Source organism: Methylobacterium sp. OAE515, from assembly GCF_041806315.1.
GTDB classification, from domain to species: domain Bacteria; phylum Pseudomonadota; class Alphaproteobacteria; order Rhizobiales; family Beijerinckiaceae; genus Methylobacterium; species Methylobacterium tardum.
In genome coordinates this window covers 1,164,642-1,186,241 of the sequence record NZ_JBGMUV010000001.1, presented here as the reverse complement: position 1 = coordinate 1,186,241, position 21,600 = coordinate 1,164,642, and the positions used below count along the sequence as shown (strand labels likewise).

At 69.6% G+C, this 21,600-nt stretch carries 28 protein-coding genes, 1 tRNA gene and 1 pseudogene; 22 read left to right on the top strand and 8 right to left on the bottom strand.

All coding sequences use genetic code 11. The features are described 5' to 3' along the window. Positions 1-624: 624 nt before the first annotated feature. Positions 625-1,092 (top strand): MucR family transcriptional regulator, encoded by a 468-nt coding sequence (locus ABIE45_RS05790; RefSeq protein WP_192709568.1) that lies wholly within the window; start codon positions 625-627, stop codon positions 1,090-1,092. A gap of 107 nt (positions 1,093-1,199) precedes the next feature. On the opposite strand, the gene ABIE45_RS05785 is transcribed toward ABIE45_RS05790, so the two are convergent. After that, a complete protein-coding gene (locus tag ABIE45_RS05785) occupies positions 1,200-1,427 on the bottom strand; it encodes a hypothetical protein (protein WP_373622192.1) in 228 nt (75 codons plus the stop codon). 149 nt (positions 1,428-1,576) lie between these two features. Here ABIE45_RS05785 and ABIE45_RS05780 point away from each other — a divergent pair, with 149 nt between their 5' ends. Next, positions 1,577-1,825 carry a hypothetical protein gene (locus tag ABIE45_RS05780; RefSeq protein ID WP_192709570.1) on the top strand — a complete coding sequence of 83 codons (249 nt, stop codon included), beginning with the start codon at positions 1,577-1,579 and terminating at the stop codon, positions 1,823-1,825. A gap of 56 nt (positions 1,826-1,881) precedes the next feature. After that, entirely contained in the window at positions 1,882-2,160 is a 279-nt protein-coding gene (locus tag ABIE45_RS05775; RefSeq protein WP_192709571.1) for an adenylosuccinate synthase, read from the top strand. Between the two features lie 9 nt (positions 2,161-2,169). On the opposite strand, the gene ABIE45_RS05770 is transcribed toward ABIE45_RS05775, so the two are convergent. Then, positions 2,170-2,298 (bottom strand): hypothetical protein, encoded by a 129-nt coding sequence (locus tag ABIE45_RS05770; protein WP_283214895.1) that lies wholly within the window; start codon positions 2,296-2,298, stop codon positions 2,170-2,172. A gap of 217 nt (positions 2,299-2,515) precedes the next feature. On the opposite strand from ABIE45_RS05770, the gene ABIE45_RS05765 reads away from it, so the two are divergent. The 9 genes from ABIE45_RS05765 to ABIE45_RS05725 all read left to right on the top strand — a co-directional run bounded on the left by ABIE45_RS05765 (position 2,516) and on the right by ABIE45_RS05725 (position 9,861). Further along, positions 2,516-3,028: a DUF3016 domain-containing protein gene (locus ABIE45_RS05765; protein WP_192709572.1), complete on the top strand. Its 513-nt coding sequence runs from the start codon at positions 2,516-2,518 to the stop codon at positions 3,026-3,028. Between the two features lie 71 nt (positions 3,029-3,099). Further along, positions 3,100-3,321: a hypothetical protein gene (locus ABIE45_RS05760; protein WP_192709573.1), complete on the top strand. Its 222-nt coding sequence runs from the start codon at positions 3,100-3,102 to the stop codon at positions 3,319-3,321. A 298-nt stretch (positions 3,322-3,619) separates the two neighbouring features. Next, complete coding sequence (locus ABIE45_RS05755) at positions 3,620-4,114, top strand: ferritin-like domain-containing protein (RefSeq protein ID WP_192709574.1); 495 nt, start codon at positions 3,620-3,622, stop codon at positions 4,112-4,114. Positions 4,115-4,285: 171 nt separating this feature from the next. Then, the gene (locus tag ABIE45_RS05750; RefSeq protein WP_192709575.1) at positions 4,286-5,773 is read left to right on the top strand and encodes an HWE histidine kinase domain-containing protein; all 1,488 of its coding nucleotides are present in this window, start codon (positions 4,286-4,288) and stop codon (positions 5,771-5,773) included. Continuing rightward, positions 5,770-6,135, top strand: a complete 366-nt coding sequence (locus tag ABIE45_RS05745; RefSeq protein WP_192709576.1) for a response regulator — start codon at positions 5,770-5,772, stop codon at positions 6,133-6,135. The genes ABIE45_RS05750 and ABIE45_RS05745 overlap by 4 nt, the downstream gene beginning before the upstream one ends. Positions 6,136-6,258: 123 nt before the next feature. Continuing rightward, complete coding sequence (locus ABIE45_RS05740; protein WP_192709577.1) at positions 6,259-7,050, top strand: PIG-L family deacetylase; 792 nt, start codon at positions 6,259-6,261, stop codon at positions 7,048-7,050. Continuing rightward, positions 7,047-8,078, top strand: a complete 1,032-nt coding sequence (locus ABIE45_RS05735) for a glycosyltransferase (RefSeq protein WP_192709578.1) — start codon at positions 7,047-7,049, stop codon at positions 8,076-8,078. Before ABIE45_RS05740 ends, ABIE45_RS05735 begins: the two co-directional genes overlap by 4 nt. Beyond that, on the top strand, positions 8,075-8,920 hold the full coding sequence (locus ABIE45_RS05730) for a class I SAM-dependent methyltransferase (protein ID WP_192709579.1): 846 nt from the start codon (positions 8,075-8,077) through the stop codon (positions 8,918-8,920). The genes ABIE45_RS05735 and ABIE45_RS05730 overlap by 4 nt, the downstream gene beginning before the upstream one ends. After that, positions 8,917-9,861, top strand: coding sequence for a GNAT family N-acetyltransferase (locus tag ABIE45_RS05725; protein WP_192709580.1), 945 nt, complete (start codon positions 8,917-8,919; stop codon positions 9,859-9,861). The genes ABIE45_RS05730 and ABIE45_RS05725 overlap by 4 nt, the downstream gene beginning before the upstream one ends. 611 nt (positions 9,862-10,472) lie before the next feature. Here the strand turns inward: ABIE45_RS05725 and ABIE45_RS05720 are convergent. After that, positions 10,473-11,939 (bottom strand): FAD/NAD(P)-binding protein, encoded by a 1,467-nt coding sequence (locus ABIE45_RS05720; protein WP_373622191.1) that lies wholly within the window; start codon positions 11,937-11,939, stop codon positions 10,473-10,475. A 291-nt stretch (positions 11,940-12,230) separates the two neighbouring features. Here ABIE45_RS05720 and ABIE45_RS05715 point away from each other — a divergent pair, with 291 nt between their 5' ends. The 4 genes from ABIE45_RS05715 to ABIE45_RS05700 all read left to right on the top strand — a co-directional run bounded on the left by ABIE45_RS05715 (position 12,231) and on the right by ABIE45_RS05700 (position 14,333). Beyond that, a complete protein-coding gene (locus tag ABIE45_RS05715; RefSeq protein ID WP_192709582.1) occupies positions 12,231-12,434 on the top strand; it encodes a hypothetical protein in 204 nt (67 codons plus the stop codon). A gap of 330 nt (positions 12,435-12,764) precedes the next feature. Continuing rightward, the gene (locus ABIE45_RS05710) at positions 12,765-13,028 is read left to right on the top strand and encodes a hypothetical protein (RefSeq protein ID WP_192709583.1); all 264 of its coding nucleotides are present in this window, start codon (positions 12,765-12,767) and stop codon (positions 13,026-13,028) included. 212 nt (positions 13,029-13,240) lie between these two features. Beyond that, positions 13,241-13,549 (top strand): hypothetical protein, encoded by a 309-nt coding sequence (locus ABIE45_RS05705; RefSeq protein WP_192709584.1) that lies wholly within the window; start codon positions 13,241-13,243, stop codon positions 13,547-13,549. A 526-nt stretch (positions 13,550-14,075) separates the two neighbouring features. After that, the gene (locus ABIE45_RS05700) at positions 14,076-14,333 is read left to right on the top strand and encodes a hypothetical protein (protein WP_192709585.1); all 258 of its coding nucleotides are present in this window, start codon (positions 14,076-14,078) and stop codon (positions 14,331-14,333) included. 149 nt (positions 14,334-14,482) lie between these two features. Here the strand turns inward: ABIE45_RS05700 and ABIE45_RS05695 are convergent, their stop codons facing one another. Together ABIE45_RS05695 and ABIE45_RS05690 are read right to left on the bottom strand one after the other, a co-directional pair. Further along, the gene (locus ABIE45_RS05695; RefSeq protein ID WP_373622845.1) at positions 14,483-14,710 is read right to left on the bottom strand and encodes a hypothetical protein; all 228 of its coding nucleotides are present in this window, start codon (positions 14,708-14,710) and stop codon (positions 14,483-14,485) included. Positions 14,711-14,972: 262 nt separating this feature from the next. Beyond that, positions 14,973-15,227 carry a hypothetical protein gene (locus ABIE45_RS05690; protein ID WP_192709587.1) on the bottom strand — a complete coding sequence of 85 codons (255 nt, stop codon included), beginning with the start codon at positions 15,225-15,227 and terminating at the stop codon, positions 14,973-14,975. 592 nt (positions 15,228-15,819) lie between these two features. Between ABIE45_RS05690 and ABIE45_RS05685 the strand changes: the two are divergent. After that, positions 15,820-16,053: pseudogene (locus tag ABIE45_RS05685) on the top strand (hypothetical protein); the annotation flags it as partial. A gap of 27 nt (positions 16,054-16,080) precedes the next feature. On the opposite strand, the gene ABIE45_RS05680 reads toward ABIE45_RS05685, so the two are convergent. Continuing rightward, positions 16,081-16,272 carry a hypothetical protein gene (locus ABIE45_RS05680; RefSeq protein ID WP_192709588.1) on the bottom strand — a complete coding sequence of 64 codons (192 nt, stop codon included), beginning with the start codon at positions 16,270-16,272 and terminating at the stop codon, positions 16,081-16,083. 162 nt (positions 16,273-16,434) lie between these two features. Then, complete coding sequence (locus ABIE45_RS05675) at positions 16,435-17,073, bottom strand: hemerythrin domain-containing protein (protein ID WP_192709589.1); 639 nt, start codon at positions 17,071-17,073, stop codon at positions 16,435-16,437. Between the two features lie 275 nt (positions 17,074-17,348). Between ABIE45_RS05675 and ABIE45_RS05670 the strand changes: the two genes are divergently transcribed. The 5 genes from ABIE45_RS05670 (at position 17,349) to ABIE45_RS05650 (ending at position 20,835) form a co-directional block, all read left to right on the top strand. Then, complete coding sequence (locus ABIE45_RS05670; protein ID WP_192709590.1) at positions 17,349-17,630, top strand: hypothetical protein; 282 nt, start codon at positions 17,349-17,351, stop codon at positions 17,628-17,630. A gap of 283 nt (positions 17,631-17,913) precedes the next feature. Further along, a tRNA-Thr gene (locus ABIE45_RS05665) sits at positions 17,914-17,988 on the top strand. A gap of 786 nt (positions 17,989-18,774) precedes the next feature. Then, positions 18,775-19,005 (top strand): hypothetical protein, encoded by a 231-nt coding sequence (locus tag ABIE45_RS05660; RefSeq protein ID WP_192709591.1) that lies wholly within the window; start codon positions 18,775-18,777, stop codon positions 19,003-19,005. Positions 19,006-19,999: 994 nt separating this feature from the next. Continuing rightward, positions 20,000-20,242, top strand: a complete 243-nt coding sequence (locus tag ABIE45_RS05655) for a NepR family anti-sigma factor (protein WP_192709592.1) — start codon at positions 20,000-20,002, stop codon at positions 20,240-20,242. Further along, complete coding sequence (locus ABIE45_RS05650; protein ID WP_192709593.1) at positions 20,239-20,835, top strand: sigma-70 family RNA polymerase sigma factor; 597 nt, start codon at positions 20,239-20,241, stop codon at positions 20,833-20,835. The genes ABIE45_RS05655 and ABIE45_RS05650 overlap by 4 nt, the downstream gene beginning before the upstream one ends. A gap of 25 nt (positions 20,836-20,860) precedes the next feature. Here ABIE45_RS05650 and ABIE45_RS05645 read toward each other — a convergent pair whose 3' ends face one another. Then, positions 20,861-21,394 (bottom strand): isochorismatase family protein, encoded by a 534-nt coding sequence (locus ABIE45_RS05645; protein ID WP_192709594.1) that lies wholly within the window; start codon positions 21,392-21,394, stop codon positions 20,861-20,863. Positions 21,395-21,600: the final 206 nt, after the last annotated feature.

Below are 21,600 nucleotides of genomic sequence, written 5' to 3'. Positions count from 1 at the left end.
CCAGGGGATCCTATCCCCCTCATCTTGAGGTGCAGCGTGAGCCGCCTCGAAGCAGCCCTCCGGCGGGCCGCGCGATCCCTGAAGCTTCCTTCGACGCCCGCTGACGCGGTCACCCCGGGATGAGGCGAAGGGGTTGGACAGCCATCCCAGAGGGGTCTGCTGCCGGGTGCAACGCGATCGGTCCAGAAGATGGGCGTCGCCGGCCGACACAGCGACGACGTACTCCCTCTCCCATGCGAGAGAGGGTTGGGGTGAGGAACGTGACATTTCAGGATCCGACGCTCCCCTCGAAGCGTGACCCGGATTGCACCTCGTCCGGACAGATCTGATCCCTCACCCGGCTCTCTACGAGATCCCTCCCGCACGGGAGCGGGGACCCGCCCCCGTCCGACCCGGGCAGGTTCATTGACCCCGGTCTCGAGCGCGATACCGGCCGTCACCGCAGCGACGAAACGATGATGGGACGACGTCAGACACTCTGCCCCGGACGCAGGCCCGCCTGGCGCGCAGCATAACGCGCAAAATTGCACGATATTCGCAAGGTCTTACTTCAAAATTTACCTCATCTAAACCTTTGCCCGCCTCAAACAACAAGAAGACCCAACGTGGATCGAAAGAGATCTTATGAACGAGACGCCCGACGAGACGACCGACACCTTAGCCGTTATCACTGCTGAGCTTGTTGCCGCCTATGTGTCGAACAATCCCGTGCCGGCTGCCGAGCTGCCGGCCCTGATCACGCGCGTGCACGGCGCGATCGCCGGCCTCGTCTCCGGCACGCTGACCGCCGACACCGGCGCGGCCGTGCAGGCCGATGTCGAGAAGCCGAGCGCCGCCCAGATCCGCAAGTCGGTCCGCCCCGACGGGATCGTCAGCTTCATCGACGGCAAGACCTACAAGACGCTCAAGCGTCACCTGACCAGCCACGGCCTCGACCCGCGCAGCTACCGCGATCGCTACGGCCTGCCGGCCGACTACCCGATGGTCGCCCCGAGCTACGCCGAGCAGCGCTCCGCCCTGGCCAAGGCGATCGGCCTCGGACAGCCCGGCGCCATGGCCGAGCGCGAGCGCAAGGGCCGCCGGACCGCCTGAACGGTCTCGCTGACATGTCACCCGGCGCGGGTCTTGAAAGCACCCGCGCCGGCGCCGCCGCAGAACGGCGCTCCGGACTCGCCACGCGGAACGGCCCGGCTCCTACGCTACGGCCGTTCCGGTCGCGACGGCCCCGCCGCCTCGGACGCACCCGTCCGGCCCCGTGCATAGCCGTGCGAGATCAGCTGCCCTTGCCGGGCGATGCACCGCTCCGCCTCGGCGAGATCCACGAGCGCGTCCGCGACGGCCGTCACCAGGGCGTGCCATGCATCGCCGCGGGCGGCCCGATGATAGGCCAGGGCGATCCTTTCGGCCTCCCTGAGACGAATCTCCACAGGCGCTTCATCAGGATCTGCGTGCATCGCGGCTCGAATCCGAATAGAACATTTCATGAACAAAGCGCATCGGCCGGGTCGGTTCAACCGCCGCGGCGCCGGGTTCTCGGATCGCTGTGGAGCGCTGTGGATTGGTCGAGGAAACGTCAATGCCGATGCGGCTTTACCGCTTCCACTGCACGGACGGCCACGAGCTGGTGACCGACCTGAGGGGCAGCCGGTTGCCGAACGCGGCGGGGATGCGGGTCCATGCCGAGCGCGTGGCGCTCGCCCTTATGGAGCGAGTGGTCGAGCGGTTCGACTGGTCGGCCTGGCAGGTCGAGGTCTACGACGCGCGGGGTCGCCGCGTCTGGATCAGGGCTTTCCCTGACGTGAACGTCGACGCGAGGGCCGCGTGACGGAGAGACTGCCGGCTCCAGGTCGGGCCGGCGCGCCGAGGAGGTAAAGAGACAGCATGGCGTTCAAGCCGAAATCCGCCGCGGAAACGAAGGCGAAGGATCTGGGCCTCGCGCTCGCCCGGATCGCCGAGGGCGAAGGCCTGCCGGCGAGCATCGGGGTCGATCAGCTGCGGCGCGCGAGCCCCCGGCTGACGCCGCTCGCGGTCGGCCAGATGGTGCGCAAGGAGCGGGACACCGTCGCGGCGACGCTGGCCGAGCGCGGCTTGGCGCTCGTGGATTATTCCGACCAGGGGCCGGGCCGCGGGATGGCGTTCACCATCGACGCGGCGGAATGACCGGCACGCTCAGGCGGCCGCCGGGCGATGGCGCAGCAGGCGGCCGGCGAGGCGGAACGGCAGGAGCGGCAGCTTGAACAGTGCCGTGACCACCAGCACCGCGATGACCGTGAGGAGCGCGAGGACAGAGTTCAGCATGCGGTCGTTCTCCCAGGACTGGGCAGCCCCGCGGGGCTGGTGATGCCACGAGGCGCCCGGAACACGGCGAGACTATGAACGGGGCCGGGTTTATTCGGTCGCAGGTCCCCGACGGAGCGGGACGCGGAAACGATGGCCGGCGCGACCTGTTACCCAGGGAGCGGGTCCCTGCGATCCCGGACGCCCGAGCGGCGGCCACACACAGAGGACACGCGACATGCGCACACGCATCGCCGGCGGCTGGGCCGGCTTGGCCCTCATGGCGGCACTGCTGGCGGCCGGGCCGGCCCGCGCGGAGGTGCAGGTGCGCTACGCGGCACCCGAGCGCTTCACAGACGCCGAGAACCGCTTCGCCTCCGGGCAGCCGCTCCGGGTCACCCTGGCTGAGCTGACCCGGATCTTCCAGGATCTCGGCGCCGCCCGGCTCCGGCCGGGGGAACGCCTCGACATCACCGTCCTCGATATCGACCTCGCCGGTTTTGACCGTCCGGGCTTCTCGACGCCGACGGGCGTCCGGGTCGTGACCGACGCCACGCCGCCGCGGATCCGCCTCGCCTACGCCCTGCGCCGCGGCGGCCACATCGTGGCGCAGGGCGAGGACATGGTCACCGACATCAACTTCCTGCTGACGTCGAACCCGCGTTTCTCGACCGGCGGCCTATATTACGAGCGCCAGATCCTGCGTGACTGGTTCGCCCGCCGCTTCCCGGAGACGGCTAACCGCAGGTAGGCCACCCGCGGGGAACTGGGCCGGCCACCGCTCCTTCTCCTGAGCGACGCGGCGTGATCAGGAGCCCTTCGATGAGCGAGTCCGACCCGAGACCGGCCCGCGACGTGCTGACCGAGGACCCGGCGGGTGCCCGCCCCTATCCGCCGGAGCCCATAGCAAAGCGACCGCAGGGGCCCCGCTCCCCGGGCCAGTCCGAGCCCGGCGACATGGGTGCCTTCGACAACAAGGCTCACGCGGAGCCCCAGCACGAGAGCCCGGCGGGCAACGGCGGGACGGGCTATCGCGGTGCCTGAGCGAAATCCGGGCTGGCCGCGCGCCGGCCCGGTGTGGCTCACCGGCCGCTCGGGGCCGCGGTGCTCCCGGCGACGGCGTTGCCGCCGCTGTCGATGGCGCTCCGGGTGACGTTGTTGAACCGGCTGCCGCTCGGCATCCGGGCGCCGCGCTGCACGCAAGGGGACTGCAGGCATGGGAAGCGTCACCCCTTCGGCCGGGAGGTTCGCCGCCAACCGAAGTCCCGCGTCCCGCGGCGTCCCGGAACACCGCCTGCCAGCCTGGGTTCACCGGGCATCGGCAACCAACACGGAGGCGGCGATGTCGGCACCCGGCACCCTGAAAGAGGTCTATCTCGATGAGATGCAGGATCTCTGGTCGGCCAATGACCAGATGGTCAAGGCCGTGCAGCAGCTCAGCGGGCAGGTCAGCGACGTGAAGCTGAAGCAGATGCTGGAGCATTCGGTCGGCGGCATCCAGAAGCACACGGACGTGCTGAAGAGCCTGATCCAGGCCAACGGTGGCGAGACCAAGCCCGAGCATTGCAAGGGCATGGAGGGTCTCGTGTCCGAGGCGCTGAAGCACGGGATCAAGGAAGCGCCGAGCGACGGCAAGCTGCGCGACGTCGCGATCATCGCGCAGTATCAGCGCATGTCGCATTACGGTCTGGCCGGCTTCGGCTCGGCCGCCGCCTACGCCAAGGCCCTCGGCCGGACCGAGGACGCGTCCAAGCTGAAGCAGGCGGTGGACGAGATCTACAAGGGCGACGCGGTCGCGAGCCAGCTCGCCGAGGCTGTGGAGCGCGCCGCGGCGTAAGCCCGCGCGCGCGCAGGGGCGGCCCTACCAAGGCTTGCGGCCATGTAGTAGCGTCGCGGCCGGGCGGTTTCGGCAAGCGGCCCGGCCAATGCTCCATGCCGTCGTGGGATCGCCGCCATCTCTCTCAGTCCCGCGCTCGACCGTGCTGTTGTCCCGGGGTTCGTTCAGGGCATGAACGAGGCGTGGCCCCTTCCGGCCGGCTGCGGCGAACTCGGTGATCTCGTCCGGAACTACGACTGGGCGCAGACGCCCCTGGGCCCGATCACGGGCTGGCCGCAATGCCTGATCTTCGCGGTCAGCACCGTGCTGCTCTCACCGGTGCCGATCGTCCTGCTGTGGGGCGAGGACGGCATCATGATCTACAACGATGCCTATTCAGGCTTCGCCGGCGGCCGGCACCCGCAGCTCCTCGGCTCGAAGGTGCGCGAGGGCTGGCCGGAGGTCGCCGATTTCAACGACAACGTCATGCGCGTAGGGCTCGCCGGCGGCACGCTGTCCTACCGGGATCAGGAACTCACCCTGCACCGCTACGGGCGGCCCGAGCAGGTCTGGATGAACCTCGACTACTCGCCGGTCTTCGACGCGAGCGGGCAGCCCGCCGGCGTCATCGCCATCGTGGTCGAGAGCACCGAACGCGTGCTCGCCGAGCGGCGTCTGCGCGCGAGCGAGGCGCTGTTCCGCACCCTGACCGAGGGGATCCCGCAGCTCATCTGGCGCGCCGCCATCGACGGGACGTGCATCTGGTCGAGTCCGCAATGGCAGGCCTATACCGGCCAGACCGACGTCACCAGCCTGGGCTGGGGCTGGCTGGACGCGGTCCATCCCGATGATTGGGCAACCGCCCAGGCGGCTTGGCGCGACGCGGCAGAGACGGGCCATCTCTCGTACGAGCACCGGCTCTGCAACGCCCCCGAGAACCGCCATTGCTGGTTCCAGACCCGCGCGACGGCGGTCCGTGACGCCGAGGGCCGGATCGTCGAGTGGCTCGGCACCTCGACCGATATCGACGACCTGCGCCAGCTCCAGGAGCGGCAGCAGGTCATGGTCGCCGAGCTGCAGCACCGGACCCGCAACCTGCTCGGGGTCGTGCGGTCCATCGCCAAGCAGACCATGGCGCAGACCGGGCCGGGCGAGACGTTCCGGGAGCGGTTCAACGATCGCCTCTCGGCGCTCTCCCGCGTGCAGGGCCTCCTGTCGCGCTCGGACCAGGAGCCGATCACGCTCCGGGCGCTGATCGAGACGGAACTGGCGGCCCTCGACGCGCCGACCATGCAGGGCCGGATCCGGCTTACGGGGCCGATGGTGCGCCTGCGCAAGGCGACGGTGCAGACCTTTGCGCTGGCTCTGCACGAGCTCGCCACCAACGCGCTGAAATATGGTGCGTTCACCACCCCCCATGGGCGCCTCAACGTGACTTGGCGGACCTTTCCGTCGGAGGACGGGCGCCGGCTGCTGGTCGAGTGGGTCGAAGAAGGTCTCGTCCGCGAGCGGGACATCCAGAGCCCGGTGACGCGGGGCGGCTACGGGCGCGAACTCATCGAGCGGGCGCTGCCCTATGCGCTCAAGGCCAAGACCCGCTACGAACTAGGCGAGACGGCGCTTCACTGCGCGATTGACCTTCCCCTCCCCGCGGGAGAAGCCATCGGGAGCCAAGCATGACCCTGTCCACCCAGGCGCTCACCGGCCGGCGGGTCCTGCTGGTCGAGGATGACTACTTCATCGCCGTCGACCTCAAGAGCTGGTTCGAGGAGGGGGGCGCCCAGGTCCTCGGCCCGGTGCCCAGCGTGAACGAGGCGCTGGCCCTGATCGCCAGCACCGCCGAGATCGACGCCGCGGTGCTCGACATCAACCTGCAGGACGAGCTCGTCTACCCCGTAGCCGACGCCCTACACGCGCGGGGCGTGCCGTTCCTGTTCGCGACGGGCTACGATCCGGCCGCCGTGCCGCCGCCCCACGGGGCCGTGGCCCTCTGCCAGAAACCGATCGACCCGCAGATCGTCGCCCGGACCCTGTTCGGCTGACCCACCGGGCAAGCCGGGCGGACAAGCGGCCGGGGAACTTCCGGCCGCGGCGGCGGATAGACCTGCAGCGGCCATCGATGGTCCCAGCCTGCGGGTGTCTTGCTTGCCCAGATCGGCAGATCCTTGAGCGCGTCCCTCGCCTTCGCGCGGCGCCTCGCGTCCGGAACGCCGATCCCCGACCCCGTCGCCCTCGTCGTGGCCCATGCCGACGACGAGACGCTCTGGGCGGGGACCGCCCTGCCCCGCCTGTCCGGGCTGATCCTGATCCACCTCACGGACAGCGCGCCCGCCGACATGGCGGATGCCGCGCGGCTGGGCTTCGCGACCCGCGCGGATTACGCCCGCGCCCGGTCGGACGAGCTCGACGCGGCCCTGGCGGTGCTGGACGCCCGCCCCCGCCGCATCGCCTACGGCCTCCCCGATCAGGAGGCCGTCGCCCACCTGCCGGACCTCGTCGCGCGGCTGGCGCACGACCTGACGGACGTCGCGGCGGTCCTGACGCATCCGTATGAGGGCGGCCACCCCGATCACGACACCGCCGCACTCGCCGTGCGGAAGGCGGCCGCGCGGATCGGCGACCGGACCGGCCGGGCACCGGCCCTGGCGGAGTTCGCCTGCTATCACCGGCACGCGGGCACGCGCCGCTTCGGCCATTTCTGGCCCGACGCGGGCTGCCCCGAACGGGTCAGGCCCCTCGACGCGGCCGAGCGCGCGCGCGTGGCGCAGGCGATCGCGGCCCATCGCAGCCAGGCCGCGGTGATCGACGGCTGGTGCCCGCAGGCCGAGCGCTGGCGGCCCGCACCGGCCTACGATTTCACCGCGCCGCCGCCGCCCGGCGCGAGCCTCTACGACGGGTTCGGCTGGTCGATCACCGCCGCGCGCTGGCGCCGGCTGGCGGAGGCCGTCGCGGCGTGAGCCTGACCGTCGTGAGCGTGGCCTACCCGTTCGCACCGGTCACCGCCGATCCGGCGGGGGGCGCCGAGCAGGTGCTGGCGCAGCTCGACCGGGCGCTGGTGCGGGCCGGCCACCGCGCGCAGGTGATCGCCGCCGCGGGCTCCTGCACGGCGGGAACGCTGACGCCACTGCCGGCGCCGGCGGGCGAGATCACCGAGGTGCATCGCACCGCCCTCTACGAGCGCCTGCAGGCGCTGCTGGCCGGGATCGTCCGCGCGCGTTCCGCCGACCTCATTCACCTCCACGGCCTGGACTTCGACCGGTACCTGCCGCCCCCGGGGGTGCCGGTGCTCGCGACCCTGCACCTGCCGATCGACTGGTACGATCCGGGCGCCCTCCGGCCAGACCGCCCGGGCACCTGGCTCAATCCGGTCTCCCCCGACCAGGCGCGGCGCACCCCGCCCGACATCGCGCTGCTGCCGCCGATCCCCAACGGGGTCGACACCGAGGCCTACCGGCCCGGCCCGGCCAAGAAAGCCTACGCGCTGGTGCTCGGCCGCGTCGCCCCCGAGAAGGGCTTCCACGATGCCCTCGACGCCGCCCGGATGGCGGGAGCGCCCCTGATCGCAGCGGGCCGCGTCTTTCCCTACGCGGCCCACCGCAGCTACTTCGAGACCGCGATCGCGCCGCGGCTCGACACCCTGCGCCGCTGGGTCGGCCCGGTGGAGGGCGCGCAGAAGCGCCGGCTGCTCGCGCAGGCGCGCTGCGTCCTGATCCCCTCGACGGCGCCGGAGACGTCCTCGCTGGTGGCCATGGAGGCGCTGGCGAGCGGTACGCCGGTGATCGCCTTCCGGGCCGGCGCCCTGCCGGAGATCGTCACGCACGGCACCACCGGGCTGATCGTCGACACCGTGGCGCAGATGGCCGAGGCGATCCGGACGGTCGGCGCCATCGACCCGGCGGCCTGCCGGCAGGCGGCCTGCGCGCGCTTCGCGCTCCGGCACACCACCGACGCCTATCTCGACCTGTACGCGAGGCTCGCCGCATGACCGATCCGGAGATCCTCGAAGCCTGCGCGCGCGGCGAGATCTCGCCCCAGATCGCCCTGTCCCGCCTGCTGCTGTCCGGCCGGGCGATCGACGTCGCGCGGCTCGAACGCGCCGCTGCGGAGCGGCCGGACGCGCCGCCGCTGGCCGCCCTGGCCCGCTTGGCGGAGCGCCACCGCGGCCGCCTCGACGCCCTCGGCCGGCTGGCGCGCTCGGGCCTGTGGCCGGAGGGGGCGGATGTCCGGGCGGCGACGGCGGCTCTGTTCGACCGCCTGGCCGACGAGGCGCCCGAGGCCGGCGTCGCCTTCTACACGTTCGGCGACCCGGACGACCTCGCCGCCGCCACCGACGAGCTGGTGGCGGTGATCCGCGCCTGGGCCCCGCCGGCGGGACGCCGGGTGGTGGATTTCGGCTGCGGCATCGGCCGGGTGGCGGCCGCGCTCGCCGGCGAGGCCGGACGCGTGCTGGGCCTCGACCTCTCCGCCGGCATGGTCGCCGAGGCCCGCCGCCGGGCCGGCGAACGCGGCAACCTGGCTTTCGCGCAGAATGCCGACGGCCTCTGCCCGGTGCCGGACGGCGCCGTGGATCTCCTGATCGCGGTCGACAGCCTGCCCTACGTGGTCCAGGCGGACGGCCTCGACGCCTTCCTGGCGGAAGCCGCGCGGGTGCTGGTCCCGGGCGGCGACCTGCTGGTGTTCAACTGGTCCTACCGGTCCGACCCGGAGCGGGATCACGCCGAGGCCCGGGCGCTGGCCGCCGCCCACGGCTTCGCGGTGCTGCGGGCGGGCGAGCGCCCGTTCAGGATCTGGGACGGCACGGGATTTCACCTGAGGCGGCGCGCGTGAACCGGCAGGAGCATTGGTCCCTGTGGCGGCGCGACCCGCGCGCCACGCCCTTCCAGTCCCCGGCCTGGCTGGAGGCGTGGTGGACGCATCTCGGCGGCGGCGAGCGCCTGGACGCGGCGGTGCGCGACCCGGCCGGCGATCTCGTGGCGGCCCTGCCGCTGTTCGTCTGGCACGATGCCGGCGTGCGCCGGCTCGTGCCGGTCGGGGCCGGACACAGCGATTATTGCGATGCCCTGGTCGTGCCCGGCGCCCCGGTGGACCGGTTGTGGTCCGCGATCCTGGCGACGGCGGACCGGTGGGACGAGCTCCTGCTGCCGGACCTGCGCGCCGATTCCCCGCTCCTCGGACCCGTGCCCGGGGGCTGGCAGGCCCACGACACCGAGGCGGAGATCTGCCCGGTCCTGACGCTGCCCGGCGCGGGTTCGCCGCTCGCGGCCCTCACCGGCACGCAGCGCCGCAAGGTCGTGCATGACCGGCATCGGGCCGGGCGCCTCGGCGGCGTCACCGAGGCGCTCGCCACGCCCGCCGAGATCGGCCCGGCGCTGGACGCGCTGTTCGCGCTGCACGCGGCGCGCTGGGCCCGGGAGGGCCAGCCCGGGGTCCTGGCGGATCCCCGGATCCAGGCCTTCCACCGGAGCGCGGCCCCGGCGCTGGCCGAGGCCGGCCTGCTCCGGATGTCCCTGGTCCGCCGCGAGGCAGCGATCATGGCCGTGCTGTACGGCCTCGCCGACCCGCGCGCTGGCTATTCCTACATCAACGCCGTCGACATGAGCGTCCCGGGGCAGAGCTTCGGCACACTCGCCTTCGCCTGCCTGATCGAGACGGCCGCGGCGGCGGGGGCCGCGGAGTTCCACTTCCTGCGGGGTGAGGAGCCGTACAAGTACCGCTGGGGCGCCGAGCCGCGCCGGACCGTCCGCCGCACCGTGCGGCGGGCCGGCTAGAACCCTGTGGGCGATTCAAGGATCGCCGACAGGGCGCCACCGGGCGAAACCCGACGGTTGGCACCCGTGGCGGGGGCCGCCTGCGGCGCGGACCGAACCGTTACGTCGCTGGACGCTCTGCGGGCTTGTCCGCGCGGACAGGCCCTGCTGCCCGCAGCAGGGCCGCCTTGTCCCGCGCCTGACGGGCTTCCCGGAGGGCAACGTACAGCTTCTCGATGAGGACATGACCGTCCCAATCGTCAGCGATGCGAATGACGGTGTCGCCGTGCTCAACCTCGAAGAGGCACGGTGCCTGAGGTTCGACCGGCTGGTCGCCGGCCGAGGGGATGGACGCTGATCGCTGGGAGGGCATTGTGGTCTCTCGTCGGTGGTGGACGCGCCGCCCCCGGAGACCTGCCTGGATATGAAAGCGCCGCCGGAATGCGGCGGCTCGGTATGATCGTTGGTCGTGATCGAACGCAGCCGCCCTATGGTGAGGGCGGGCGATAGCTCACGGCGTTGCTGGCGCGACAGATCATGGGGCTGCTTAGGCCAGCCTCCCGGCGACCGTCAACGAGACACAGACCGGGTCCGCCTTTCACGCCCTGCGGATGCGCAGGAGCTTTCGAGCGTCAGGCTCGGTCGACGGGCTCGTCGATGAGGCCGCCGTCTCCGGCGCCGAGCCGGCGGCCGCCCCGGCGGAGAGCGCCCTCGAGATCCCATTCCAGCAGGCCGGCCACGACGGCCTCGATGTGGTGGGCGATGTCGGTGGCACCGCTCATCTCGCCGAAGCTGCCCCGGGTCATCGGGCCGAAGGCGTAGAGGCCCGGCTGGGGCACGCCCGCCGCGCCGAGCACGCGGCTGCGGCGGTCGACGGCGAGCCCGAGCCCGACCGCGTCGAGGCGCGCGGTGCCGTCGGCGAGCAGGGCCGCCACCAGCGGGTTGCGCGAGACGTCGCGCTCCGGCCCGGTGCAGAGCACCACCGCGTCGAACCGGCGGCGTTCCGTGGCGCTGCCCGCCCGCAATTCCGCCTCCAAGCGGCCATCCGCGGCCAGCGCCAGGCCGATCACCGAGGCCCGCCGGACGGAGAGCTGCCCCTCCGCCCCGGCCTGCGCGAGGCCGGCCGCGATCTGCGGCGCGATGCGGAACCGGTGCACCTCCCAGAACGGCAGCAGGCGGCGCACGATCCGCCGCTGCTCTGCGGCCGGCAGGGCATTCCAGACATCGGGCAGGACCTTGCGGAACGAGTCGAGCACCGGTTGCCAGCCCAGGGCGGGATCGGCGGCCGCGACCTGCCGCCGAAGCAGGCGCAGCAGATCAATAGCGGTCCGCGGCCGATCCGGCCCCAGCACGTCGAGGCTCGTCAGGAAGACTCCGTGCGCCCTGGGCAGGAGGCCGCGGCGCGACACCGCGGTGATCGCTCCGCGATGGCCGCCCGCCCGGAGGCTCGTCACCACGTCGGCCATGGTGAGCCCGGTGCCGACGACCAGGACGGAGGCCCCGGGCTCGATGGCGGCCAGGGCGTCGATCGCCCAGGGATCCGGGACGAAGCGGCGGGACGCGGCGACGCCCGGACCGAAACGACAGGGCAGAGCCGGCACCGCGTGGCCGAAGCACAGGGCGACGCGGTCCGCCGCGATCCGCTCACCCGTATCCGTGTCCACCATCCAGGCGCCGTTCTGCGGCCGCACTGCGGTGGCCGCCATCCGCAGATGGCGCAGGCGCACCCGGTCGCCGGCCGTCGCGCCTGTCCGGGCAAGCAGGTCCCCGACATAGGCACCGTAGGCAGCGCGCGGCAGGTAGCGCGCCGCCTCGCCCTCCGGCAGGAGGCCCTGCGCGCGAAACCACGCGGTCGCGGCCCCGGACTCGGCGGCGGCGACGTCCATGCGGTCGCTCGGCACATTGATGCGATGGTTCCGGTCCGCCGTGCCGTAGGCCACGCCGCGCCCAAGTTCCGCCCGGGGCTCCAGCACGACGATGTCGAGGGGACCGGCAGCGGCCCGCATCGCATGAATGGCGAGCGCCGCGCCGGTGAAGCCGCCGCCGACGATCACGAGCCGGAGGGCATCCGGAGCGGGCGGTGCGGCGTGCGCGCTCACGAAGCGTCTCCGGGAACGTCCATAGGTCGGTCGGGAAGGCGCCGCGTCGCGATCATCGTGTCGCGCGTGAGCCGGAGCCGCGCCGATGACAAGACCACCGCGCGAACGGCCGTGCCGTTTCACACGTGATCGTGGAGCTCGGGCGCGGGCCGACGGCGCGGCCTCCGCACCTGACCGGCTCGACATTCGGGAACGCCGCTGTGGGCCGGAGCGGCGGACCCGGTCGGGCGGTTGCGCGGTTAGCGGCTCGGGGCGTGCAAGCCACAATCCGTCACGTCGAGAGGGAATACCGTGGAGCCAGCGAAGCGTCGGGAGTGGCGCGATCTCAAGCCGATCGTGATCGGCCTCGTGGTGATGGGCCTCGTCTTCGCGGGCGGGATCGCGGGGTACTGGACCTGGCAGACGGGGAGCCAACAGCACACCGCCTCGCAGCAGAGTTCCGGGTCGGCCCTGTCGCCGCAGAATCCCGCTCCGGCTGCAGCCCCCGCACGCTGAGCGTCCCGGACGACAGCGGCCTGCGGAAGCCCGCAGCTTCCGAAGGCGCCCCAGGCCCGCTCCCGATGCCGATCGAGGCGCGGTCTCCCGGCCGCGCCTGCCCCCCGCAGAACGGTGAATGTCGGGCGTTTCGGCAGCATTGCCTCGCGACGATGGAGCCTCGTTGCGTCGTCTGACGGTCGGTGTCCCGAACTTCCGGCGACGGTCAGCCGAACAGTTCGCGGGTCCCGCGGGCGTAAGTACTCATCCCACGCCACGATCGCGCGCATCATTTGATGTGGAAGCTAGCCTATGGGCCGATAGTATAATAAATATTCGATTTTATAACGTATGAGAGTTTTTGTGTCTGAAAACAGGAAGAGCGAGGCGATCCGAGCCGGCCTGAAAACGGGACAGATCTATTTTGGCGATCCGAAGGAACGCTGCGGCTGCCTGATCTGGAACCTCAACAAGGGCGGAGCCCTGATCGAGGTGGCGTCAGATGGCCCCATCCCACAGAAACTGCGACTGATCTCGGCGGCTCTGGAAGTGGACAAGCTGTGCCACGTCGTCTCGCACGACGGCCGTAAGATCAGCCTGAAGTTCGCGCCCTGACGTTTGCGCCGCGTGATCGTACCCTCCGGCAGGGTGCTGTGGCCCGCACCGAGCCGCGCGCGCGGAGGATCGGGCACCGGATAGGCGATGAGCGACCCGCGTTGCATGATCGGAGGAACTGCAGCACTGGGTGAAAGCGCAGATTTATCAATCAGCGCTGTTCCAAAACTCGATACACAACCCGCCGAGACACACTTGGCGGGACCCGGCCTATGGAAAACAGCGTCGCGGAAAGCGAGTGGCTTCCTGATGAGGTGCAGGAGGCCAACGGCGTCGCCTTCCTCCTTGCGAGCGCGGCTTACCTCACGCTCTCCGACGCTTACCTGAGGCTTGAGGGCTCCAAGGGCCTCAAGCTGATGGATGAGATCGAGCGGAATCTCACGGAAGCGCTTCGGCGCTTCGTGACCGAGACGCCTCACGGGGTCGCGCGTCCCGACATCATCCTGATCGCAGCGCGGAAGCTGCGCGCCCTCTTGGAAGCCGGGCGCGAGGTGCCCGCGGGCGCATGCACGCTCCAGTAGAGCAGGAAAGCCTGGGCCCCTCGGCGACCCTGAAGGGGCGCACGCGCCGTTCGCCCGGGGAGGCGCGGAGCGCGCGAACGACGCCACGGACGCAACAATCGGCGCAATCAGCCGGATACCGGGCTTAACCATAAGCCTGTCCCGACGCGGCCGGTCGCCGGCCACAGGATCGGAAGGGTACGCCATGACCAAGCCAGCCACGATGACCAGCCGGTTCGTCGACGCCGTCGTGACGGCCGCCATGGCCTTCAGCCTGATCGTGCACGCGCAGTTCCTGATCCTGCCGCCGCACGTCGTCTGACCTCGGTCCATCCTGCGACCGCCGCGCGTCGGGCGGTTCCAGCATCGCGGCCTCTGCACGGCCGAATCATCAGCGCCGCCCGGATCGATCGCGCCGCGCGCAACCAGCCATGTGCCTGAAGCACGGCAGGCCGATCAAACCCGACGACGCACGCTTCCGTGATTTGTACGCGGTTGCATACAAACCTAGCGGTTGAGCCTTGCGAACTGACCTGGGGTTCCGGGCATGGATGACACGGCACAAGCCCTCTCGCAGATTGCCGATGCACTCGGCATCTCGATCGAGACCCTCCGGGTCGCGAGACAGCTCAACGACGCAAAGGGCTTGAGCCTGTCAGAGAATGCCGAGTTGATCCGGGCGTTCGAGCAGATCGAGGACGTGGCGGTCCGACGTCGCGTTATCAGCTACGTGCAGGGTGAGGCCAACCGCGCCAGAGTACGCGCCGTGGGTCGGACGCTCAGAGGACCGGCCGCACCTGAGTGACCAAGGCCGCACTCCGTTGTGGTGAGGTCCGCGACGGTGTTTCGTGCAATCCGGACTTCTCGTCCGACCCGCGACAATCTCAGCCCGCCCAGCAAACCGCTGTGGCGGGCTTTCGTCTGCCGCTGAGCCTCGCGTGCAGGCGGAGTCGCCTAGCCCTTCTTCTTGTAGGCCTGGATCGCGTTCTGGCAGCCCGGCGAGAGCTTGGACATATTCTTGTCGAAGCAGGCCTGCGTCTCTGGACTATCCGCAGGAGGCATGTCGCCACAGAAGGTCGTGAAATCGCCGCTGCATTGCTGCTGCAGCGCGGCTTTGTCCTCTGTCGTCATCGGCGCAGCCAGTGCGATGCCCCCCATGGCCATCGTCAGCGCCAACCCCACTCCGAAACGTAGCATTGTTTCCTCCCGTAGCTGACCCGGTTCGGATCAGCCGCAGGAACGAAGCTGTGCGCTTTTGGGTTGCGGGGCTCGGCGCTCTTCTGTGTCGGGAACACCGCCGGCCTCATCAACGGCGCGGAGCAGATCGCCAGAGGCGCCAGCGATCCCGACCGCCGTTCCAGCTCAACCGTCGGGGCACGCGCGATGATTCCGGCGGCCGCGCGATCCTCGTCCGGCGACAGTCCAACGCGATGAGAGCGGCCGCTCAGCCGCGACGCGGCATCCGGTGCGCGCTGGAGAACAGTCCGATTGGCACGTGCGCAACAGTCAATCCCATCTCGTCACGCACGACGAGCGTCCACGGGTTGTTGAGATCGGTGGTACCGAGATCGTCCGCCATTTCGCCGATGACGCCGCGCGCGTCGGTCAGCGCTTGCTCCAGATCTGCGGCCTCGACGCCTTCATCGTCCCGGATTATCTCCCGACCGTTGTCGACGTCGAAATAGAACCGTCTGAGCATTCTTGCCCCCGAACAGCGCTCTTCCCTGGTGCTAACGTAGGTCAACCTGTGCGAAATCGCATAGGGATAGGAACGGAAATCGAGCTACGAGCGTCCCTAAGTCGCGATCGCATGGATTGCGGTACATCTTAAGGCTCTGGAGGCGCCATTATGGCGGTCATTGCTAAAGGAGAGGGGCAAGTCGATTACGGCCTTTCGGATAGGCTCAAGAGACGAGCGCATATCCGCGCCATGCTGTTGCGAGCAAAAAATGAGTTTTCGAAGGATAAGGACGGGCGCGTGAGCGCGCGACCGATGTCCGATTAGCCGCTCGACAGGGCGCTGCGGAGGTCCTTCCGGCGCGTTGATCACGCTATTCGGAGACGGGCGAAGGCACCGCGCGCAGCTTGAATTTCCTGCCGCCGGCCATCCTGACGCTGAGCCGCCTCACGGTTCGGATTGGCTCAAGAGCAGGTTGGCGCCTTGCAGCGCCCCCCCACACCCGCCTGTGATCAAGCCCCTTGGATGACCTCGTGCATGCCGAAGCTCGGCCGTTGACGGCCATGGGGCAGATCAAGGTCGGAAGGCGGCCTAAGCGCCTCGCTTCTACTTCGACATCCACGATGGCGAGATCCAGCGTGATGCGGAAGGCCTGAAATGCCAGACTATCGAAGCCGCCCGTGAGAGGGTTATGGCAAGCTTGCCGGATGTCGCAGAGCTGATCACCTCAAACGACGGCGACAACCAAGCCGTTACGGTGATGGTCCGTGATGAGGAAGGCAGCCAGATCTACGCGGGGACGCTGACCTTCACGGGGCGCCGGCTGAACGGCGCGGCGTCTCGCTAGTCTCTGATCAGCCGACGGCGGTTCTCATCAGAGATCGGTTATGTTGCCCGCATGGAACCGGGCGAAACCGAGATCGAGATGCTGCGGCGGCATGTTCGCGAAGGTGCAGAGCACGTCGCGAAGCAGCGCGCGCTCGTCGCTCGCCTCAGAGCAGACGGATTGCCTGTCGAGGAGGCCATGGGCCTTCTGCTCACCTTCGAAGGCCTGCAGCGCCAACACGAGGCGCATCGTGCTGAGGCTGAACGGGCATAGCGCATCCCTACGGCCGCGGGGGCGATCGGTTGCTCCCCCGCCCCGCGAGCAGCTCGGGGCGGGTCCAAGTGGGCGGCGCGTCCCGATGCGCGGGCGCCGCCTTGCGCCCCACCGCGGTGTCGACGGCGGTCACCGTGGCATCGGGCGCACCGCCTGCCGGGGGACACGCTCCCCCGCCTCGGCTGCGCGGCGCGACCGCGAGCCGCCAAACCGGCCGCCGTTCCAGACCAGATAACCGAGTCCGACCGCCACGCCGGCGAGCGTCGCAACGAGGGCGACCTCGCTCGACAACCCCCCCGCCACAGTGCGCCGCCGGCGCGTCCGAAGGGCGTTCGTCTTGGCGCGCACGAAAGCCCGTGTCGCTGCGGCGACCTCCTCGGGCCCGAGAAGGGTCTGGGCTGCCGGGACCAGCTCGTGAACATGGCGGTGCAGGTGCTGATCCACGAGGAACGTGACATCCTCGAAGGTGTCGAGCCAGCCGGCCGAGTTTCTCCGCGAATAGCGGGCGAGCTGCTGCAACTGGCGCCTGAACTCCGCGTGGCCGCGGTGCAGGTCTTCAATCAGCGCGCGTGTCTGGCTCTCGCGGCTCAGGGGACCGTAGAGGCTGGCGTCGAGGGCGATCGCATGTAGGTCCAGCTCAGCCATGAGATCGGACAGCATCTGCTCTCGGCCGCCGACCGCGCCGGGATCGTTGAGAGCGTAAGGGATCTCGCGGATCAGGCCACCGATGTTCTCGTGGTCGCGTTCGATGAGGTGCCAAATGTCCATGCACGTCTCCCTTGTCGATGGCGTCGCAACAGCTTCGAACCACCCACCCGTGCAGACCGTTCCTACCGGCCGCTGAAGAAATGGGCCGACGCGCAAGCCTCCTCGGCCGCCCGCGGGTGCGGGCTCTGTCGGGCCTCCCTGCCTGCGGATCATCGACCGCCCAGGCCCGACGCGGGCGCAGCGCGGCACCGGCGTGCAGGCTTGAAGCCGATGAGCGTGGGGGGAACGCGCTTGCGTCTGCGCAAGTTCTTGTCGGCATCAACGGGAGCACCAGCATGCACATCGTCGGACGCGCATCCATCGTCGCCGTCATGGCCCTCATGAGTGTCGGAGCGGCCGAGGCCAAGGGCTGCATCAAGGGCGCGATCATCGGCGGCCTCGCCGGCCATTATCTGGCCGAGCGCGGCGTGGTCGGCGCGGTCGCCGGGTGCCTGACCGGACGGGCTCTGGCCAACCGTCAGGCGCGGCGCGAGATCGATTACGGCGCACGCGTTCAGCCGCGTGGAACCGGCTACGGCCCGCCTCAGGCCTACCCGCGCCGGGATTACTCTTACTGACTTGGCGGGGAAGGCCGCGCTCTCAGCCGGCACAACGCCCGGGTCGCACCCACGCGGGCGCAGCGGCCCAGCCTTGCCATGCGCGGGCCTCATCCCGTCATTGGATGCGCCCGCAGGGTAATGGCCCGCGGGCGAGCCTGTTTGCGCTCGCCTGACGGGAACGCGAACGACCCGGGACCGGAAGGGGCCGGGTTTTGTGCCTTGACGAGACGCCCTTAAACGTTGTCAAAGTCGCGCCAGACGCACGGAAACCGCCAAATTCCTCAATGGTTTCCGTGTGCCTGCCGGTGTAGCACAGCGGTAGTGCAGCGGTTTTGTAAACCGAAGGTCGGGAGTTCGATCCTCTCCACCGGCACCAGTCCTAACAACAGCTTGGCGCCATTTCTCACCTGCCGGATGCCAAGCGACTTATGCCGGGATGACTGCGGCCTCAGCCATGTCGGCTACAGCGGCCCGCGCCGGATGCGCGAGCGGCGCTCATGAGAGGCAACAAGTCTGTCACGGCGATGACCCTGACGATGATTGCATAAGCCGCCCTATCGGCGGCGGGACCGGTCGCTGACCTTCCACGCTCGCCCGCGAACTTGTCCCCCAGGGCAGACGGGCGGGCGTGGATGCAATTCCGAACACGCTGCGGAAGTCCGAGAAGCGGATCGAGCGCTCGGACAGCGCTTTCCTGACTGAAGAGAAGGCCTTTGAGGAAGCCACACGGGCAATCGAGGTCGATATGAAGCCGAGCAGCGGCGGCCAGCCCTACCGTCTAGATTTGAACAGTTTTCGAGACTGCGCTATCCTAGGAATCAGGTGAGTCGAGCCTCCTCTCAGCAGGAGATTCCCATGAGAGCGCCTGTCTATCCAGTCTATCCGGATCTCAACACAAGCTTGGCGAGCAATGGAGCGGCCAACCATCCGGACCACCGTCGCGGTCAGTGCGTCGATGCCGTAGACCAGCTCGCCAGTCCGGTTCTGCTCGGCATCGCTGTCGCCGGCTCATCGGTGGCTTGCCTGCTCATCCGATTGGTGATCGGTTAAGAGCAACGGAGCGTCTGCCGCTGCGGGCCCTTTGCCGATCGGTGGCGCATGCGTCGCCTGATCAGCCGACCTCAGGACCTCATCTGCCGTCGCGCCGATAGAGGCTCGCTCCATGCGGCTCACCCTCGGTCATCTGGGCGATTGGGTCGTCGATCCCCGCGAACTCGCCGCACGACTCGGTGTGGGTACCGAGGACCTGAAGCGCTTGGAGCGCTACGGCTATGTCGACGCCCGGATCAAAGAGGAGGCGGGCTGCACGCGGGTAACCGTTCGCCTGCTGAACAGCGGCTGGCGTGGCACCTTCGACCAGGGCGGCACGCTCATCAGCGAGGAGAAATGGTGACATCATCACGCCCCGCTCGCAGGCCCCGCTTGCCGCTCAAGGCCGTGGCGGACCTGAGCCTTTCTACGTGGCCGGTGTGATACACATCACAGACGTCCTTCCCCAATTCGCAGGAAGAGGACGGCCGCCCTTGGCGGATAAAGAGGCCACATGGATGGTGCCCTTGAGACCGTTGCGCTCGTCGTCGGCGCTCCGCTCTCGGTGACGGTGGTTGTCTCGATCTGGCTGCACAGCCTGAGGAGATCGAACCGGGACGATGACGATTGACGCGCCGTACTCAATCTCCCTGCCGTCCCAGCCGCCACACCCCTAGCCCTAGCGACAGGAGAACACCTCGAAACAGGGTCAAAGCCGGCCCTCCGCACGCAGCTTGGCCTGCACACCGAAGGCACGCGTGGGTCTGTTAGGCTCAGTGACCAGCACGAGCCAATACTCTCGAAAATACAAGCCCCTGCAAAGCCTTACAACGATCCGCTCGCTGTGAGCCTGTGTTAGGCCGCGTGATGCCCTTTCGTCAGTTTCGCAAACCGAAGGACGGGAGTTCGATCCCCTCCACGGCCCCAGCTTCCCGCGCGGGCGCAGGACCTGCGGTGCGCCTGCCCATCGATCAGGACCAATGCGCGCCTCCGCTCCAGGACGCCATGCAACAGCGCGCGACAGGCCGAGCGCGCGCCAACAGGGCGTCTTGGACGCCCGCCCGGGCGGGTCGCCGCTCAGCCCCCGTTCAGACGGATCCACCGATATCCGTAACGGCCAAGCTGTAAATAAGTATTTCTGATTTGTAACTAAGGTGATCCGCGTTTATAACCGGTCAAGCTCGACCGTTATAAGATTAAGATTAGATGAATGTGCAATTCAGAGGCGATTAAATCCGCTGCGCCTACCAGCGCCGCCGGAAGGCGATGAGGCGTGTTCGCGCCGTGCTCGGTCGATGAGCGGCACGGCGGACCGCCATGCCCCTCGGGGCCGCATCGCGCACGTTAGGGGCGCGGCCATGATGGGGAACGACGACGAGCGGCCGATCAGAGGCGCCGCCGAGACGATCGAAGCGGCCGATCTCGGCCTCGCGACGCTCCGGGCGAGGCAGAGCCGCCCGATCGATGCGGCGGCGCGCGACCGGATCGGGCGCGGCCTGCGGCTGCACTACGCGGCGGTCCTGGCGCAGCCGATCCCGGACCGGCTCCGGACGCTCCTCGACGACCTCGCCGCCTGCGCCGAGACGGAGGCCCAGCCATGACCCTGATGCTGCAAGCTGCTCCCGCGGGGAGCGGGTCCGGCCCCGCGCCGGCCGGCGCTGATGCCGAGATGCGCGACCTGCTGCTCGGGGCGATCCCGGCCCTGCGCGCCTTCGCGTTCTCGTTGACCTACGACTTCGACCGCTCGGACGACCTCGTCCAGGACACGCTGGTGCGCGCTTGGATCAACGCCGCCAGCTTCCGCCGGGGGACCAACCTGACCGCTTGGCTGTTCACGATCCTGCGCAACCTGTTCTACTCGGAGCAGCGCAAGCGCAAGCGCGAGGTGGAGGACGCCGACGGCGTGCATGCCGGCCGGCTGACCGCCCTGCCCGAGCAGGAGGTCCGGATGGAGATGGCGCAGTTCCAGAGCGCCCTGAACCGTCTGCCTGCCGCCCAGCGTGAGGCGCTGGTCCTCGTGGGCGCCCAGAGCTTCACCTACGAGGAGGCCGCGGCGATCTGCGGCGTCGCGGTCGGAACCATCAAGAGCCGGGTCAGCCGCGCGCGCCTGCGCCTGATCGAGGTGCTGGGGATGGACGGCACCGACGATATCGGACCCGACGCCCGGACCCGCGCAGCCCTCGACGGGAGCTGAGGCGCCGCGCCGAGCGGCGCGCCGCTCACTTGATGAGCCGGACGACCTCGCGAAACCGCCTGTGCCGGGCGGTTCCGAGCCACTCGAACACCACCATCTCGGTGGTGACGATCTCGGCGCCGTGGGCCGCCATGCGGACGAGCGCCGCGTCCCGGTTCTCGATCCGGCGGGAGCCCACCGCGTCGCGGACCACCCAGACCCGCCGCCCGGCCTCCAGCAAGCCGAGCGCCGTCTGAAGCACGCAGATATGCGCCTCGCAGCCGGCCACCACGAGGTCGCGATCCGCGGGCAGACGCTCGAGGAAGCCCGGGGCCTGCACGGCGCCGAAGCTCATCTTCGGGAAGGCCATTCCCGGCTCCGGCGCAAGTTCCGGCACGGTCGGCCCCAGGCCTCCGGCATTCTGCTCTGTGAACAGGACCGGCACATCGAGGAGCTTCGCGGCCGCGGCGAGGCGGCCCGTGTTGGCGAGCACGCCAGCGCCCTCGGCGATCGCCGGCATCAGCCGGACCTGAACGTCGATGACGAGGAGGAGCGTACGGGCGGGATCGATCAGCGGCATTGGGTTCGGGTCTCGGGTCTCGCGTGCCGAAGCGGCGTTCGGTCGGATCTCCTAAGTCTCTTCTGTGGCGGTTCGGCAGACCTCCAGCCGGAGGGGCGCGCCGCGGGCCATGCGCACCGCCGTCGTGCGGCTGTCACGAAGGCCGGCCGTCGCGTGCCGCGCCTCCCTCGCGGACAGCGCTCCTGTCGTGGACACGCATCATGGTC